The organism is Janthinobacterium sp. SUN176 (assembly GCF_030587335.1).
Lineage (GTDB): Bacteria > Pseudomonadota > Gammaproteobacteria > Burkholderiales > Burkholderiaceae_D > Janthinobacterium > Janthinobacterium kumbetense.
The window spans coordinates 2,982,547-2,997,070 of sequence record NZ_JAPWIA010000001.1; the positions used below are offsets into that span (position 1 = coordinate 2,982,547).

The 14,524-nt window shown below is 63.1% G+C and carries 16 protein-coding genes; 7 read left to right on the plus strand and 9 right to left on the minus strand.

Annotation, left to right across the window (positions count from 1 at the left end; genetic code table 11):
- Window positions 1–277 precede the first annotated feature (277 nt).
- Window positions 278–2,167 carry a chemotaxis protein CheA gene (locus tag O3299_RS13485; protein WP_305062489.1) on the minus strand — a complete coding sequence of 630 codons (1,890 nt, stop codon included), beginning with the start codon at window positions 2,165–2,167 and terminating at the stop codon, window positions 278–280.
- Entirely contained in the window at window positions 2,167–3,033 is an 867-nt protein-coding gene (locus O3299_RS13490) for a protein phosphatase CheZ (protein WP_251350424.1), read from the minus strand. The genes O3299_RS13485 and O3299_RS13490 overlap by 1 nt, the downstream gene beginning before the upstream one ends.
- Window positions 3,034–3,499: 466 nt before the next feature.
- Between O3299_RS13490 and O3299_RS13495 the strand changes: the two genes are divergently transcribed.
- The 6 genes from O3299_RS13495 to O3299_RS13520 all read left to right on the plus strand — a co-directional run bounded on the left by O3299_RS13495 (window position 3,500) and on the right by O3299_RS13520 (window position 8,036).
- Window positions 3,500–3,967: a universal stress protein gene (locus tag O3299_RS13495; RefSeq protein WP_305062490.1), complete on the plus strand. Its 468-nt coding sequence runs from the start codon at window positions 3,500–3,502 to the stop codon at window positions 3,965–3,967.
- Between the two features lie 154 nt (window positions 3,968–4,121).
- Complete coding sequence (locus O3299_RS13500; protein ID WP_034783426.1) at window positions 4,122–4,766, plus strand: response regulator transcription factor; 645 nt, start codon at window positions 4,122–4,124, stop codon at window positions 4,764–4,766.
- Window positions 4,767–5,106: 340 nt separating this feature from the next.
- Entirely contained in the window at window positions 5,107–5,913 is an 807-nt protein-coding gene (locus tag O3299_RS13505) for a Crp/Fnr family transcriptional regulator (RefSeq protein ID WP_035821063.1), read from the plus strand.
- Window positions 5,914–6,161: 248 nt separating this feature from the next.
- Complete coding sequence (gene hemP / locus O3299_RS13510; RefSeq protein WP_034750559.1) at window positions 6,162–6,359, plus strand: hemin uptake protein HemP; 198 nt, start codon at window positions 6,162–6,164, stop codon at window positions 6,357–6,359.
- A gap of 85 nt (window positions 6,360–6,444) precedes the next feature.
- A complete protein-coding gene (locus O3299_RS13515) occupies window positions 6,445–6,771 on the plus strand; it encodes a hypothetical protein (RefSeq protein ID WP_099666986.1) in 327 nt (108 codons plus the stop codon).
- Window positions 6,772–6,809: 38 nt separating this feature from the next.
- Entirely contained in the window at window positions 6,810–8,036 is a 1,227-nt protein-coding gene (locus O3299_RS13520; protein WP_305052833.1) for a DUF2325 domain-containing protein, read from the plus strand.
- Between the two features lie 27 nt (window positions 8,037–8,063).
- On the opposite strand, the gene O3299_RS13525 is transcribed toward O3299_RS13520, so the two are convergent.
- From O3299_RS13525 to O3299_RS13550, 6 genes are all read right to left on the minus strand, one after another.
- Window positions 8,064–8,615 carry a glutathione peroxidase gene (locus O3299_RS13525; protein ID WP_305062491.1) on the minus strand — a complete coding sequence of 184 codons (552 nt, stop codon included), beginning with the start codon at window positions 8,613–8,615 and terminating at the stop codon, window positions 8,064–8,066.
- 72 nt (window positions 8,616–8,687) lie between these two features.
- Complete coding sequence (locus O3299_RS13530) at window positions 8,688–10,052, minus strand: sulfite reductase subunit alpha (protein ID WP_305052835.1); 1,365 nt, start codon at window positions 10,050–10,052, stop codon at window positions 8,688–8,690.
- 12 nt (window positions 10,053–10,064) lie between these two features.
- Window positions 10,065–11,105 (minus strand): FAD:protein FMN transferase, encoded by a 1,041-nt coding sequence (locus tag O3299_RS13535; RefSeq protein ID WP_305062492.1) that lies wholly within the window; start codon window positions 11,103–11,105, stop codon window positions 10,065–10,067.
- A gap of 30 nt (window positions 11,106–11,135) precedes the next feature.
- A complete protein-coding gene (locus O3299_RS13540) occupies window positions 11,136–11,960 on the minus strand; it encodes a DUF4198 domain-containing protein (protein ID WP_305062493.1) in 825 nt (274 codons plus the stop codon).
- Window positions 11,961–11,970: 10 nt separating this feature from the next.
- Window positions 11,971–12,486: a DUF2271 domain-containing protein gene (locus O3299_RS13545; RefSeq protein WP_305062494.1), complete on the minus strand. Its 516-nt coding sequence runs from the start codon at window positions 12,484–12,486 to the stop codon at window positions 11,971–11,973.
- A gap of 33 nt (window positions 12,487–12,519) precedes the next feature.
- On the minus strand, window positions 12,520–13,173 hold the full coding sequence (locus tag O3299_RS13550) for a PepSY-associated TM helix domain-containing protein (protein WP_077407567.1): 654 nt from the start codon (window positions 13,171–13,173) through the stop codon (window positions 12,520–12,522).
- Between the two features lie 273 nt (window positions 13,174–13,446).
- Here O3299_RS13550 and O3299_RS13555 point away from each other — a divergent pair, with 273 nt between their 5' ends.
- A complete protein-coding gene (locus O3299_RS13555; protein ID WP_305062495.1) occupies window positions 13,447–13,944 on the plus strand; it encodes a pyridoxamine 5'-phosphate oxidase family protein in 498 nt (165 codons plus the stop codon).
- Between the two features lie 134 nt (window positions 13,945–14,078).
- Here the strand turns inward: O3299_RS13555 and O3299_RS13560 are convergent, their stop codons facing one another.
- Window positions 14,079–14,342, minus strand: coding sequence for a hypothetical protein (locus tag O3299_RS13560; RefSeq protein WP_077407571.1), 264 nt, complete (start codon window positions 14,340–14,342; stop codon window positions 14,079–14,081).
- Window positions 14,343–14,524 lie beyond the last annotated feature (182 nt).

A 14,524-nucleotide genomic window follows, 5' to 3' on the forward strand; every position in this document is an offset into this window, starting at 1 on the left:
TTTATGCAGCGTTGCCACAGCCTGTGTTTAAGTGATCTGTCTACTGATCGGAGGGATCGGCAATGATTATGCCATATATTGTGCAATGCAGAACCAAAAGCCACCCCAGCGTGGGATGGGCGATACAAAATTTGGCGCGCTTTGCGGATATGGCGAAAAAATTGCTGATACGAAAATCCGCCAAAATGCCGTCGGGGCGAATAAAAATCGAAAAAAGCCGAAAAAAAAGCCCGCTGCAGAGGTCTGCAGCGGGCTGGATGTGAACTGGCCTGTGTTGTTAGGCAGCCATGCGCACACTTCCCCTGCAACCATCCATCAGGAAAGATAGGCCCACGACTAGCACCAGCTCGCCCTCGGCCGAGCGGGCAGTACCGGTAATGCCTTCCACGGTGATGGCCGTCATCGGCTTGATCACGAGGTCGGCCGTGCCATCGACGGCTTCCACGGCGAGAATGTACGGCTGTGGCGCAGCGACAACAATGCCGACGCGCTCGCTGCACGACTCGTAGCCCAGCGAGCCGGCCAGCGACCGCACGGGCAATGGACGGCCCTGGTCTTTCAGCACGGGCGCGCCGCCCACTTCCATGAAGGTTTCCGGCAATTCGACGACGCGCTGCACCACGGCCATCGGCAGCGCCAGCGCGGCGCCCGAGGTCGACACGAGCATGGTCGGCACGATCGACAGTTCGATCGGCAGGCGGATGGCAAATTTCGTGCCCTTGCCCAGCGCCGACTCGATGTGGATGGCGCCGCGGTTTTTCTCCACGGCCGTTTTCACCACGTCCATGCCGACGCCGCGCCCGGAGACGCTGGAGGCGACTTCCTTGGTCGAGAAGCCCGGCAGGAACACCAGCTGGAAGCATTCGTCGTTGCTCAACTGCGCGTTTTCGCTGATCAAGCCCTTTTGCTGGGCCTTGCTGCGCAGGAAGGCCGGGTCCATGCCCTTGCCATCATCTTGCAGCACGATCATGACACTGTTGGCTTCCTGCCATGCCTTCAGTGAAATATACGATTTGGCGGGCTTGCCGGCAGCCAGGCGCGCTTCCGGCGATTCGACGCCATGGTCGAGCGAGTTGCGCAGCATGTGCACGAGCGGATCGTACAGGCTGTCGACCACCACGCGGTCGACTTCCGTCTCCGCGCCTTCGATGGTCAGTTCGACATCCTTGCCCAGATCCTTGGCCAATTCGCGCACCAGGCGCGGGAATTTCTGGAACAGGCGGCCGACGGGCTGCATGCGCGTGGCCAGGGTGGCCCGCTGCAGTTCCGTCGAGTAACGCGAAGCGCGTTCCAGGGTTTCCGCCAGGGTCGCCATCAAGGTGGCGGCCTGGCCTTCGAATTTGAATTGCAGCAAGCGCTCGAGCAACACGGCAGCCTGGTTGGCGGCCTGCACGGATTCGCCGGCCACTTCCAGCAATGCGTCGAGCTTGACGGCGTCGACGCGGATGCTGTCTTCCTTGACGGGCGCGGCATGGCGTACTTCCGGGCGCTCTTCGCGGCGTTCGGCGCCATCCCAGGCCTTGGCGGCCGGTTTGGCGGCGGCAGCAGCGGCAGGCGCGGCGGCCACGACGGCAGGCGCAGCGGCGACGGCGGACACCGGTGCGGCAGCCACGCGGCTGCCCTCGGGCACGACGGCGTTATACATGCCTTCCCAGTCCAGGCCATCGGCGCTGGCAGTGGCCGCGACAGCGGCAGGCGCGGCTGCAAGCACTTCAGCGACCTCGGCAACGGGCACGGCCGCTTCCGCCACCACGGCGGCGGCAGGCGCAGGCGCGTCCATGCCCTTGCCTTCGATGGCGTTCGTCAGGATGTGTTCCAGCTCTTCCGGCATGGCCGGCAAGCTTTCCGGCGCGGCGCCGTTCGCCAGCTCCGTCAGCTGGTCGGCCACGAAACCGGACGCTTGCAGCGCCGCCTCGATGGCGATCGGCGTCACGGGCGCGGCGCCCGTGCGCAAGGCGTCGAACAGGTTTTCCGTCAGGTGGCAGGCCGCCACCAGCGCAGGCAGGCCCATGAAACCGGCGCCACCCTTGATGGTGTGGAAGGAACGAAACACGGCATTCAGTGTTTCCTTGTTGTCAGGATCACGCTCGAGGCGCAATAAGTGCTCTTCAACATTAACCGCAAGATCCATCGCCTCAACGACGAAATCCTTGAGCATATCGTCCATTAGAATCCCAAATCCGCAAGAAGGTCGTCTACATTATCCTGGTCCAGCGCCACCGACGGCACGGACGGGCCCTGCATCAGCGGCACCGGCTTTTGCGCCAGTTTTTCGCGCACCTCGGCCGGCGCATTGTCGCGCAGCAGCTGAGCCAGCTCGTTTTCCACCGTCTTGGTGATGTTGACCACTTTTTTGATCAGCTGGCCCGTGATGTCCTGGAAGTCCTGGGCCATCATGATTTCCAGCAAGCGGGCTTTTTCCGCTTCCGTCGCTTCGGCAACGGCTTGCGCGAACTGGCGCGAATCGCCGGCCAGGGCCTTGAATTCTTCCAGGCTCAGCTTGCCGTCGAACAGCGCCGTCCAGCGGCCGTCCATGTCCTTGGCTTTCTTCGACAGCACGTCCTGCGCCGGCATGCCTTCGTCGAGCGTGTTCAAGACCTTGTTGGCGGCCTGTTCCGTCAGGGTGGCGACATATTCCAGGCGGTCCTGGGCGTCGACGATCTGCGACGACGCTTCCGTCAACGCCTTGTCGTAGCCCAGTTCGCGCAGCGAATCGTGCAGCAGGCGCACGATGCCGCCCAGGCGCTCGAACATCGGCTTGTCGGACTGGTCGACCGGGTCGGCCGCTTCGCCAGGCGCGTCGGCGCCGGCAACTGGGGCCGCTTCCGCTGCGGCTGGCGCGGCAGCCACCGGCGCCGCTGCGGCTGCCGGTACGGCGGCGCTGGCCGACACGGAGTCGAACAGCGCGTCAAAATCGTCATCCGCGATCACGGCGGGAGCGGGCGCGGCGGCAGGCGCCGGCGTGGCTGCGGCCGCGCTTTGCGCGGATACTTCATCGAATAATGCATCGAAATCATCAGCGGCGTTGGTCATATCCCTGCTTCTCCATAATTTGTCAAAATTCCGCCTGAACTGTGCGTTTTACAGACTGATACCCACAATTTCTCGATTAAGATGATTTGAGGCAATACCGCTGCGATGGTGCGAGTGTAGCAGGGCGCCGCCCTGTTGGTAAATCTCAAAACGCGCTTCCTGGTGCAAAGCGGGTCCGCAAGAGCTTTTCCGCCAGGAAATAAGTGTTCCTGCTGTTGTATTTTGAAATACTACCATTGGCGTGCGTGCAAGACCACGCGCGACACAAGAAATCCTGCTCTCAAGCGCCTGCGCAACGGCGCCAGACGGACCCTGGCGCAGCTAAACACGATCTTTCTGCCAATGTTGTCTATACTGAAGGTGCAGTAGTATTGATAATTATCAAGTCTTTACATGAATACAATGCTGCCGCCACGTCTACAATAAGAGGCGTTGCGCGCGCTGAGTCACTGCCAAAGGACCTGCCATGTATAAGAAAATTCTGATCGCCACGGACGGCTCAACCGTCTCCAACTTGACGGCCTGTGCCGGCGTTGCCTTTGCCGAACAAATGCACGCCGACATCCTTGCCGTGTATGTGGCGCCCGAGTACCAGTACCCGGTGTACATCGAAATCATTCCGCCGAGCTATCCCAGCGAAGAGGAATACCGCGTCGCCATGCGCAAGGCGGGCGCCGACCACTGGCAACCCGTGCTCGACGCGGCTGCCAAGCGGGGCTTGCAAGCGACGGGATTGACGGCCTTTTCCGACAGCCCCGCCCTGAAAATCGTGGAAGTGGCGCAATTGCAGCAATGCGACCTGATTTTCATGGGTTCGCATGGCCGCAGCGGCTGGGGTCAGTTGCTGCTGGGCAGCGTCACCAACAAGGTGCTGTCGCACTCGAAATTGCCCGTGCTGGTGCACAGGCTGATCAAGGAACCCCAGACAAAATAAGGGGTCACATGGCCACGGGGACCGTCGCACCGGCACAGCTCAAGAAAAGGCACAGTGCGGCCGCTTCGGTTAAAATGACAACGTTTCTCGTTTCTCAACATTTGATTGTCCGGTGACGGACAGAGCAGATTACACGCCACCAGATTGCCCGCCTATGATACGTATTGTGATTGCCGACGACCACACCATCATGCGTGAAGGATTGAAGCGCATCCTTGACGGCGCGCCGGATATCGACATCGTGGGTGAAGCCATCGACGGTTTTGAAGTACTCAACCATGTGCGCCAGGGCGGCTTCGACCTGTTGCTGCTCGACCTGTCGATGCCAGGCCGCAGCGGCGTCGACCTGATCCGGCAAATCCGCAGCGAGGCACCCAAGCTGTCCATCCTGATCCTCACCATGCACGAGGAAGAGCAGTATGCGGTGCGCGCCATCCGCGCCGGCGCGCAAGGCTATCTGACCAAGGAAAGCGCGGGCACCCAGCTCGTGGGCGCCATCCACAAGGTGGCGTCGGGACGTCCCTATATCAGCGCCGAGGTGGCGGAGCAGCTCGTGCTCAACATCATGATGCCGAATGAAAGCTTGCTGCATAAACAGCTGTCGGACCGCGAATTCGAAGTCTTTTCCCTGCTGGTGGCAGGCAAGTCGATCACGGAAATTGCCAACAACCTGCATCTGAGCGTCAAGACGGTGAGTACGCACAAGACGCGCATCATGCAAAAGATGGGCATGAGTTCCCTGTCAGAAATGGTCCAGTATGCCGTGGCGCACCGCCTGCTCTCCCCCTTCAAGACCTGAATACGGCGGCGCGCGCCCGCGCGTCGACTGTAGGAACAATCCTACTTCATCTACCACAGCTCCTACTGCCATATTCAGCCACTGCTGATATTAATTGCATACGCTTGTTGGCATACTGAAACCAGTAATCAAGTTGCTGGAAAGTTATTTCATCACACAGCAAGTCTTCAGCGAATTGAGCATTACCTGCCCGAACGCGCGCCGCCGGCCCACGCCTGCCCGCCGTCCCGTGCACCCCGTCATTCAACTCTGAACTACCTGTCACCAGGAGATGAACATGCTGTCCACGCAAATGCCCGACACCCGCGCCGCCTCACCATCGCTGGCCCCCTCCGCTCCGATGGAAGCGGGACGCCAGCGCCAGGGCCGGCTCTGGTCGAACCTGAAGGAGGTGTGCGACCTGCTGCATATCTCCAGCGCCTGCACCATCGCCGCCGACGAACTGCTGTTCCAGCACGTGCAATTCAAGACGGGCCAGCGCGTGCATACGATCGGCCAGCCGTTCGACACCCTGTACATCGTCAATTCGGGCTTCCTGAAAACCGTGCTCATCGATGAGTTCGGCAATGAGCAGGTGCTCAGCTTTCCCATGAAGGGCGACATGCTGGGCGTCGACGGCATCCATTCGCGCCACTATTCCTCGGAAGCGGTGGCCCTGTCCGACTGCGACCTGATCCTGCTGCCGTTCAAGAAACTCACGGCGCTGGGTCGTGTCCACCTGGAACTGGAAAATGTCATGTACGGCGTGATGAGCCGCGAACTGGTGCGCGAGCAAGCCATGATCGGCATGCTGGGCGCCCTCAGCGCCGAAGCCCGCGTGGCGCGCTTCCTCGTCTCGCTGGCCGACCGCTTTGCGCAGATGGGCTACTCGAGCAAGCTGTTCAACCTGCGCATGACGCGCCACGAAATCGGCAGCTACCTGGGCCTGACCCTGGAAACGGTCAGCCGCACCTTGTCCGCCTTCAATGAAATCGGCCTGATCACGGTTGACCAGCGCACCATCGGCATCAAGGATCCGGACGCCCTGAAAACCCTGCGCCGCCTGCCGCCGTCGCGTTCGCGCGCCAAGCAGCTGGCCGCCGCCAAGCTCAAGGCCGATACCACCGCGGCCGCCAGCGCCTCGGCGCAATTGCTGGCCACCATCTAGCTTCATCCCGATTTCCTCAAGCTTGGCACAGGCTTGACCCGGCCAAGGCGCACTGCCTTGCCGGGTCTTTTTTGCTGCCGCCCCCTTCCGCGCCGCGCCAGCGGCCGCCTTTGCGCAGCACTCGCTCCCACGCTGCCGTCCCACCGTAAAAAAGCGCGGATTCCGCACAAATAAGCCTTGCTTTTCGGGCCACATTCAACAATAATGCAAATACGAATCATTCTCAACTGAGACAAAGAAAGCCCAACATGCAAAGCTCAAAACCAGCCTTGATCCAGGATGCCGCTACCGCCCACGTCCGTCCTCCCGTCAGCATGGCCCAGCCGGCGCGCCGCATCACCAGCGAAGCGCTGCTGCAGCAGGGCCGCGAAGTGGAGATTGAGCACAGCGGCAAGATCTATCGCCTGCGCGTCACCCAATTGAACAAGCTGATCCTGACTGCCTGAAGCAGCACGGCAGCCAGTCACCACACTCGCCAGCCAGTCGTGCCCCGTGCGCGCAGCCAGCCAAACCACCGCACAGGAGTGTTTGATGGCGAACGACCGACCTTCCCCGATGTTTCCTCCTCCGCAAGGCCAACAGCCTGAATTGCTGCTGTCGGCCGTGCTGCACCTGATGTCGCACTACCATGCGGGCAGTCCCTGCGAGAAACTGGCGGGTGTCATCGAACGCCATCTGCAAGTGCTGTCAAACTCGCCCGGCCTGGGCCCCGTGCTGCAAGCGACCTGCCAGCAACTGTCGCAGCAATGGGCTGCCCTCGTGGCGCTGCACCGGCCCGCGCCGCCCAGCACCAGCTGGCTTGAGCGCCTGGCACGCATGCTGAGCGCCAAGCGCCCCGCCTCGCCCCTGCCGCAATAATTTCTTTTCCATCCCCCATCGCCCAACAGGATATCGCCATGTGTGACAAAGACCAGTCCCTGCCCGTCATCAGCAATTGTTCCAGCGGCGGGGCCGAACCGGCCGCGCTCGCTTCACGCCGCCGCCGGCTGTGGGAACTGTCGCATACCTGTCATTGCCCGCTGGTCGGCGTAGGCTTGCCCCTGGGATACTTGCGCAAGCTGGTGGGCAAGATGACGGGCGGGCGCGTGCTGGCCGACGACTACGAAGTGCACGTGGGCGCCGTGACGGAATGCGGCGCGCGCAACCGCCTGTCCGAAGCGCTGCAAAAGGAACTCGAACGCCGCTACGCCCCCGTGATCCTGCGCTTTCGCGGCGCCAAGACGACGGACCAAGTGGCCGAACTGTGGCGCACGGCCGTCGCCAACGGCGACGTGTCGGGCGCTTTCTGGGCCGGCCTGACGCACCCGCGCTGCGACGCCGAGCTGGAAGAGCAGATGTGCAGAGACTTGCACATGATCCAGCACCAGGCCGGCGCCTGCGTGCGCGCCGACATGGGCAAGTTTACGGCCTTGCAGGAAGAAAATGCGCGCCTGACGCACGAACTGGCCAAGCTGCAACAGCGCAGCCAGGCAGCACTGATGGAAAAGACGGGCGAACTGGAACGCCAGGAAGCCGTGCTGCTGCGCACGCGTGCAGAAGCGATCGGCAAGGATAGCGTGATCGACGGCTTGCGCGCGGAACTGGCGCAATTGCAGGCGGCCATCCCGGCGCTGGAATCGCGCACGCGCCTGGTCGAACGCTTGGCGCAAATGGATGAGCGCGAAAAGGAATTGCGCCAGCAAATCGCGGATTTGAAGCAAGCCCAGCCTCGTCCGGGCACGGCCGTGCCGCCACCGGCGCCGAAGCTGGAAGTGCCGACGGGCGGCAAGCTGAAAATGCCGATCCGCCTCGTCGATCAAAGCGTCCTGTGCGTGGGCGGGCGCAGCGGCAATGTCGCCACCTACCGCGCCCTGATCGAGCGGGTCGGCGCGCAATTCGCCCATCACGACGGCGGCCTGGAAGACAATGCCAACCTGCTCGATTCGAGCCTGGCGGCGGCCGACCTGGTGATTTGCCAGACGGGCTGCATCAGCCACAGCGCCTACTGGCGCGTGAAGGATTATTGCAAGCGCACGGGCAAGCGCTGCGTCTTCATCGACAACCCCAGCATCTCCAGCCTGGCACGGGGCTTGCAGGAAGTCAGTGGCGAGATGGAGCCGGCCGCGCTGGACGCCGCCGACTAAGCCGGGTCTAAACTTAGGCCTGCAACTTTAGGCCTGCAACTCGCGCGTGATCGCTTCGCGCAAGAGCGCATCATCGACCGTGGTGTCGGGCGCGAAACGCCCCACCACCTTGCCGTCCTTGCTGATCAAAAACTTCTCGAAATTCCACAGCACGTCGCTCGGCTGCTCCTGCGTGATGCCGTAGCCGGCCAGCTTGGCGCGGAAATCGCTGCCCGGTTTTTCCTGCGCCCGCGGCTGCTCTTGCACCAGGCGCTGGTACAGCGGATGCTGGCCCGGCCCCTTGACGACGATCTTTTCAAACATGGGAAATTGCACGCCAAAGGTACCGCGGCAAAAGTCGGCGATCTCGGCATTGCTGCCCGGCTCCTGCGCGCCGAATTCATTCGCGGGAAAACCGGCCACCACCAGGCCCTCGGCCTGCTTGTCGGCGTAGAGCTTTTCCAGTCCTTCGTACTGCGGCGTCAAGCCGCAGGCGGAGGCGACATTGACCACCAGCACGACCTTGCCGCGATAGGCATCCAGGCTGGTGGGTTCGCCATTGATGCGGCGCAAAGGAATGTCGTAAATACTGTCGCTCATGATGTATCTCCTCGGCGGATAAAACAATCATGATAGCCGTGTGTGCGCGAACGTGCTGGCGGCGTCAACAACTCAGTAGACGTCGCGCCGGTAGCGCCCTTCCGCTGCCAGCGCGTCGAGCGCGGGCCGTCCCAGCATGTCTTGCAGGGCCTGGTCGACGCCGCCCGCCATGCCGGCCAGGCTGCCGCAAATGTAGATGGCCGCGCCCTGCTGCAGCCACAATTTGATTTCATCGGCATTGCCGCGCAAGCGGTCCTGCACATAGGTTCGCTCCGCCTGGTCGCGCGAAAACGCCAGGTCCAGGCGCGGCAAGTCGCCGCTGGCATGCCAGTGCTCAATTTCCTCGCGATAATGGAAATCGTGGTCAAGGTTGCGTTCGCCAAAGATCAGCCAATTGCGCCGTTGCCCTGCCAGCACGCGGCTTTTCAAATGGCCGCGCAAGCCGGCGATGCCGCTGCCGTTGCCAATTAAAATCAGGGGCCGCTGGGCATTGTCTTCCAGGCGGAAACGCCGGTGCTGGCGCAAGCGCAGTTGCACCACGTCGCCGACAGCGGCCTGCGCCGTGAGCCAGCCCGAGGCCAGGCCCAGGCTGCCGTCGGGATGCGCATGCTGGCGCACCAGCAAGTGCACGCCGCCGTCGTGTGGAATCGAGGCGATCGAATATTCGCGCGGTTGCGCAGGATCAAGCGGCGCGGCCACCTGCACCAGGTCGCCCGACTGCCAGTCAGGCAAGCTGCCTGCCACGGGCGCCAGTTCCACGTGATAGATGGGGCCGCCGGCGCTGCCGGGATTGAGCAACTGCCGACGTGTCAGGCGCCAGTCGCCGAATGCGGGCGCGCTCCAGTCGGGCGCGTCGCTGGTACCGGCCAGGTGGCTCAGGTGCTGGAACCATTGCTCGATGGTGGCGCTGGCGCTGCGGTCGACTTCGATGCGCTCGAACAGGCGCGAGGCGCCCTGCTCCGCCAGCCAGGCATCGAGCGCGCGGCCGAAGCCGCAGAACTGGCCATAGCTGCGGTCGCCCAGGGCCAGCACGGCGTAGTGCAATTGCGGCAGCGCCAGTTCGCCCGTCATCAAACGGCCCATGAAGGCGGCCGCATTGTCGGGCGCATCGCCTTCGCCATAGGTGCTGACCAAAAACAAGGCCCGCTCCGCTTGTTGCAGATCAATGGCCGTGAGGTCGGCCAGCGCACACAGGCGCACGGGAATGCCGGCCAGTTGCAGGCTCTGCGCCGTTTGCGTGGCCAGTTCCTCGGCATTGCCCGTCTGGCTCGCATACGCCACCAGCCAGGCGGGACTGTTGGCCAGCGCCGCCTTCGCGGCGTCGGACGCGCGGCGCCTGGCGCGCGCACGCAGCCAGGGCGCCAGGCACACGCCCGCATAACTGAGGGACAGGGCGGCCAGCAAGGCCAGCCGCGTCGTATCGTGCGTAAAAATCATGGAATCAATCGTTCATTCGTCGAGCATGGCCAGCATGTGGCTGCTCAGCGTTTCATGGTAACCATCGCCGTCGCGCTGCAGGAAGCGCGCGGCCAGGCCCTGCTCTTCGGCCAGCGCCATGCCGGCTTCCGGGCCCAGCACCGTCAAGGCCGTCGACCAGGCATCGGCCGCCATGCATTCGGCGTGCACGACGGTGACGGAAGCGAGTTGATTGGCGATCGGCATGCCGCTGCGCGGATCGATGGTGTGCGAGAAACGCACCGTGCCATCTTCGAAGAAACGCCGGTAATCGCCCGACGTCGCCACGGACAAGCCGTGCAGCGCCAGCAGCATTTCCGGCGGATGCTGCGCATTATCGGCACGATCGGCGGCGCCATCGACCTGTTCCAGCATCACCCACCACGGCTGGCCGTCGGGCTTGCTTCCGGCGCCGCGCAGCTCGCCGCCCACTTCGACCAGGTAATGATGGATGCCCTGGCTGTCCAGGTAGCGGGCCAGGCGGTCCACGCCATAGCCCTTGGCCACGGCGGACAGGTCCAGCAGCAAGCCGCCCGGCTGGCGCGCGCGGCGGGCCGGCAAGTCCAGTTCCAGGCGGCGGCGCTGGCGCTGCGCCAGCAGCAAGGCCACGGTATCGTCTTTCGGCGGCAGAAAGCCCGGTTCATCGTAGCGCTTGCGGGGGCCGAAGCCCCACAGGTTGACGAGGGCACCCGCGCACGGGTCATACGCCCCGCCGGACGCCTGCGACACGTGCATGGCAAAGCCCAGCACCTCGCAAAACGCGGCGGGCAGGCTGTGCCAGCTGCCGGGCTCGGCCCGGTTGAAGCGGCCCAGGTCGGACTCGTCGCTCCAATGACTCATTTGCGCGACAACAAGGTCGAGCTGCTGCTGCAAGCCCTGCTGCAAGTCGGCGCTGCCCGCGCGTCCCGGCATGGCGGACTCGAGCAAGCGCACCGACCAGCTGGTACCCATGCTCAGGCCGCGCAAGTCCCGGATCGCGGCGCCGGACGGCGCGACCTGATCGGAAATATGCTGCGGCAGCAGGACCCGGCGCATCGGCGCTCTCGCTCGCGAAGATGCCGCCGCTTACTGCGGCAGCACTTCCACGGAAGCCGCGTAGGTAGCACGGCGTTCCGGCATCACGGGCGGCTGGCCGGCCACGGCTGGCGCGGCCGCTGGCCAGGTGCTGCTCAGGTAATACATGCCCGCGGCCGGCACGGTGAACGTGATCTCGCCCTTGGCATCCGTGCTCTGGCGGATTTCACCGAGCACGCCACGGTAGCGCACGCCGCCTGGCACCAGGCTGAACGCCTGGTTCGCCGCCGGCTTGCCGTCGATCAGGAAGCGCCACGTGGCTTTCTCGCCCGCGCGCAAGTCGTTCGGGTGCGTGACGGGCACGAATTCCAGGCCCACGCCCGTCGGCTTGAACACTTCCGTGCTGGTTTCGCCATTGCTGAAGAAGGTTTCCAGGCGCGCTGCCGTGCGCGTGATTTTCACGTCTTTCGCATCGGCCGGTACGTCTTTCTTGAACGTCTCTTCGTTGCCGCGGAAACGCTTCTGCTCGCCGTTCACGGTGTAGCTGCCCATCACGTTTTGCGACACGATGGCCGCCTTGTACGTGCCCGGCTTTTCCATTTTCACGTCGAAGACGCTGCGCAAACGGCCTGTGAGGGTGTTCGCCGGCGCGACCTTGGCGCCGTCCGGGCCGATGACTTGCAGCGCGTCCAGGCGCAGCGGCTGGTGGTCGATCTCGAACAGGCCGTCGGAAACGGCGGCATCCACCGTCACCCAGGCGTCCTTGCTTTCCACCATCGTGCTCGATGGCACCATCCAGCCGCGGTGGGCGTGGGCGTTCATGGCCAGGCCAGCCAGGGCCAGGGCGATCAGGGATTTGTTGAATTGCTTGAACATGGGGTGCGCCTTATGGTTTGAGTTGGACGACGACAGTACCGAGTTCTTCCTTGCCTTTGGCTGGCACGGACTGGGCCGATTTCAGCGGCCACTGGAACGGCACGCGCACCAGTTCGCGTCCGCCCGCTTCGCGCGCCGCTTCCACCACCACCTGGTATTCGCCGGCCGGCAACTTGTCAAGCAAGGCCTTGGCGCCAGGGAAGGTCAAGGTATGTTCGCCCGGCGCACGCGTGGCGCCGCTGACGCCGTCCACGGGCATGGCCAGGTCACGGCCGCTCTTGCGCCACCATTGGCGCATGTCCTTCAGCCACTTCTCGCCGACCTTGTCTTTCTTTTTCACGTCGTACAGCACGGCCAGGTTGCCAACCACCTTCTGGTCCGCCGTTTCCAGCCACGCCGCCACGTAGGGACGGTGGTATTCCGCCACGTTCAATTGCGGGAGTTCAAGCTTGAGGGACAGGTCGGCCGCCATCGCCGACGTACCGATCAGGGGAAGGCCAAGCGCCAGGGTGTAGCGTAATTTCATGGTGTGCCTGTAAAAAAGTAAGAGTAAAAACGATCAGTGAATAAACAGCAAGGCGATCGCGCAGGGTATCAAGATACCGAGGCCAACCATCGGCCAGGTAAATGGCCGGTTGGCCGCGTGGAACTTCAAAATCAATAAGCCCGTCAGGCAAAACACGATGCAGGCGCCGGCAAAGATGTCGATGAACCAACTCCAGGCCACGCCCGTGTTGCGGCCCTTGTGGACATCGTTGAGCCAGGAGACCCAGCCCCGGTCCGTCAATTCGTATTCGGCAGCCCCGTCTTCCAGGCCGATGCGCACCCAGGCGTCGCCACCCGCCCTGGGCAGCGGCAGGTAGACTTCGTCGATCGACCATTCGGCGGGACGGCCGCCCGCATTGAGCGACCACTGCTGCTTGAGCCAGGCTTCGGCGTCGGCCGGCATGGGCGCATTGGCGCCATCGTGCTTGGCGGCATACGCGGCCAGTTGCGTGACGAGGGGTGCCGGCAACGCCGCCTTCTGGCGCGTGATCGCCGGCTTGGCTTCGATCTGGCCGGCGTGGTTCAAGGTGATGCCGGTAATGGCGAACAGAAACATGCCCAGCAGGCAAAGCGCTGAGCTGATCCAGTGCCATTGATGCAAGTTCTTCAGCCAGACGGCGCGGCTGGCGTTGTTCTTGGCCTTGTCTGCTGCGCCCGCATTACCCATCGAGCGCTCCCGGCAAGGAGCGGGCCAGGTGGCGCGACAAGTCAGTGTGCTTCATTCCCATCCTTCAATCAAAGTTCATGCCTCATTTTCAAACAAATGATAATGATTATCATTTATTAAGTCAATACATGGGGCGCCCCGCCGGGCCAGCGTTTTGTAACAGCTTTGAAACATGGCGCGAGGCAGGCAGTCGCCACTACGTAAGCTGCCGTACAGAGCCGCCTGCCGCGCCCGCCTATGCTGTTGTTCAGGACAACCATCAAGGGAGCACCCATGCAAGCATATTCCAGCGAACAACTGGCCAGCATCGCGGCCAGGATCAAGGACGTCAAATTCGGCATGCTGACCACCAGCGATGACATGCGCACCCTCACCAGCCGGCCGCTGACGCAGCAGCAGGTCGACAGCGAAGGGCACATCTGGTTCTTTGTCTCGGACGAGGCCGCCTACACGCGCGACTTGCTGAACAATCCACAAGTCAACGTCAGCTTTGTCGACACGGGCGACAGCCTGTATGTGTCCGTCTGCGGTCACGCGCAGTTGCTGAAGGACCGCGTCAAGGCGGAGGAATTGTGGAACCCGCTGCTAAAAGCCTGGTTCCCAGGCGGTGCCGACGATCCGAAGCTGTCGCTGATCAAGGTAACGATACAGTCAGCCGAATACTGGGATAGCAGCGCCAGCAAGATGATGCAATTCTATGAAATGGCCAAGGCCGCCATCACGGGCGAACCGCCAAAGTATCTGGGCGAACACGGACGGGTCGACCTGTAGCCGGGTCGCCAGTCTCCCCCCCGGCGGCAAGCAGGCGACATTGTCCGCGCGCAAGGGGAAACGGCCAGCCGCCGTGCGCGAACACGCCCGGCGGCTGGCCCTGCGGAAATTGTCAGACAGTCAGGAAGGGAAGCTCAGACGCCCGTGCTGCCCGTGGTGTCTGGCGCATCGTCGGCGCTCTGCCGGCTTTGCCCTGCGGAGCCGGACTGGTGATGCGGCAAGCGGTCGGCGCGCCGCACTTCGCCGATGGAAAACAGATCGTCGCCGATATCGAGACCTTGCTCGCTATCGACCAGTACAAAGTTTTCGGCCGAGTCGGCCGTGCTTTGCTTGCTGCCCGCCGTGGATGGCGTGCCGCCCTGGCTATTGCCCGGTTGCGGCGTATTCGCGTTGCCCATTATCTTCTCCCTGATCATCAATGCGAGTTGACTGCGCGGCGATTGCCAGGCGATTACACCTTGCCAGCGCAGCTATTTCATCATAGTCCATGCCTGCTGCATTGCATCAAAATTTTGCGGCGACCGGACAGATGCGGCCATGGCCAGCGGCGTGCCTGCCACTGGCCATGGTCACCGCTAAC

Excerpts from the sequence above, each read along its gene's own strand:
- O3299_RS13530 (WP_305052835.1), bottom strand. The coding sequence starts at position 10,052 with ATGATTTTTACGCACGATACGACGCGGCTGGCCTTGCTGGCCGCCCTG.
- O3299_RS13540 (WP_305062493.1), bottom strand. The coding sequence starts at position 11,960 with ATGTTCAAGCAATTCAACAAATCCCTGATCGCCCTGGCCCTGGCTGGC.
- hemP (WP_034750559.1), top strand. The coding sequence starts at position 6,162 with ATGCAAAGCTCAAAACCAGCCTTGATCCAGGATGCCGCTACCGCCCAC.
- O3299_RS13545 (WP_305062494.1), bottom strand. The coding sequence starts at position 12,486 with ATGAAATTACGCTACACCCTGGCGCTTGGCCTTCCCCTGATCGGTACG.
- O3299_RS13525 (WP_305062491.1), bottom strand. The coding sequence starts at position 8,615 with ATGAGCGACAGTATTTACGACATTCCTTTGCGCCGCATCAATGGCGAA.
- O3299_RS13535 (WP_305062492.1), bottom strand. The coding sequence starts at position 11,105 with ATGCGCCGGGTCCTGCTGCCGCAGCATATTTCCGATCAGGTCGCGCCG.
- O3299_RS13495 (WP_305062490.1), top strand. The coding sequence starts at position 3,500 with ATGTATAAGAAAATTCTGATCGCCACGGACGGCTCAACCGTCTCCAAC.
- O3299_RS13500 (WP_034783426.1), top strand. The coding sequence starts at position 4,122 with ATGATACGTATTGTGATTGCCGACGACCACACCATCATGCGTGAAGGA.
- O3299_RS13505 (WP_035821063.1), top strand. The coding sequence starts at position 5,107 with ATGGAAGCGGGACGCCAGCGCCAGGGCCGGCTCTGGTCGAACCTGAAG.
- O3299_RS13560 (WP_077407571.1), bottom strand. The coding sequence starts at position 14,342 with ATGGGCAACGCGAATACGCCGCAACCGGGCAATAGCCAGGGCGGCACG.
- O3299_RS13550 (WP_077407567.1), bottom strand. The coding sequence starts at position 13,173 with ATGGGTAATGCGGGCGCAGCAGACAAGGCCAAGAACAACGCCAGCCGC.
- O3299_RS13520 (WP_305052833.1), top strand. The coding sequence starts at position 6,810 with ATGTGTGACAAAGACCAGTCCCTGCCCGTCATCAGCAATTGTTCCAGC.
- O3299_RS13515 (WP_099666986.1), top strand. The coding sequence starts at position 6,445 with ATGGCGAACGACCGACCTTCCCCGATGTTTCCTCCTCCGCAAGGCCAA.
- O3299_RS13490 (WP_251350424.1), bottom strand. The coding sequence starts at position 3,033 with ATGACCAACGCCGCTGATGATTTCGATGCATTATTCGATGAAGTATCC.
- O3299_RS13555 (WP_305062495.1), top strand. The coding sequence starts at position 13,447 with ATGCAAGCATATTCCAGCGAACAACTGGCCAGCATCGCGGCCAGGATC.
- O3299_RS13485 (WP_305062489.1), bottom strand. The coding sequence starts at position 2,167 with ATGGACGATATGCTCAAGGATTTCGTCGTTGAGGCGATGGATCTTGCG.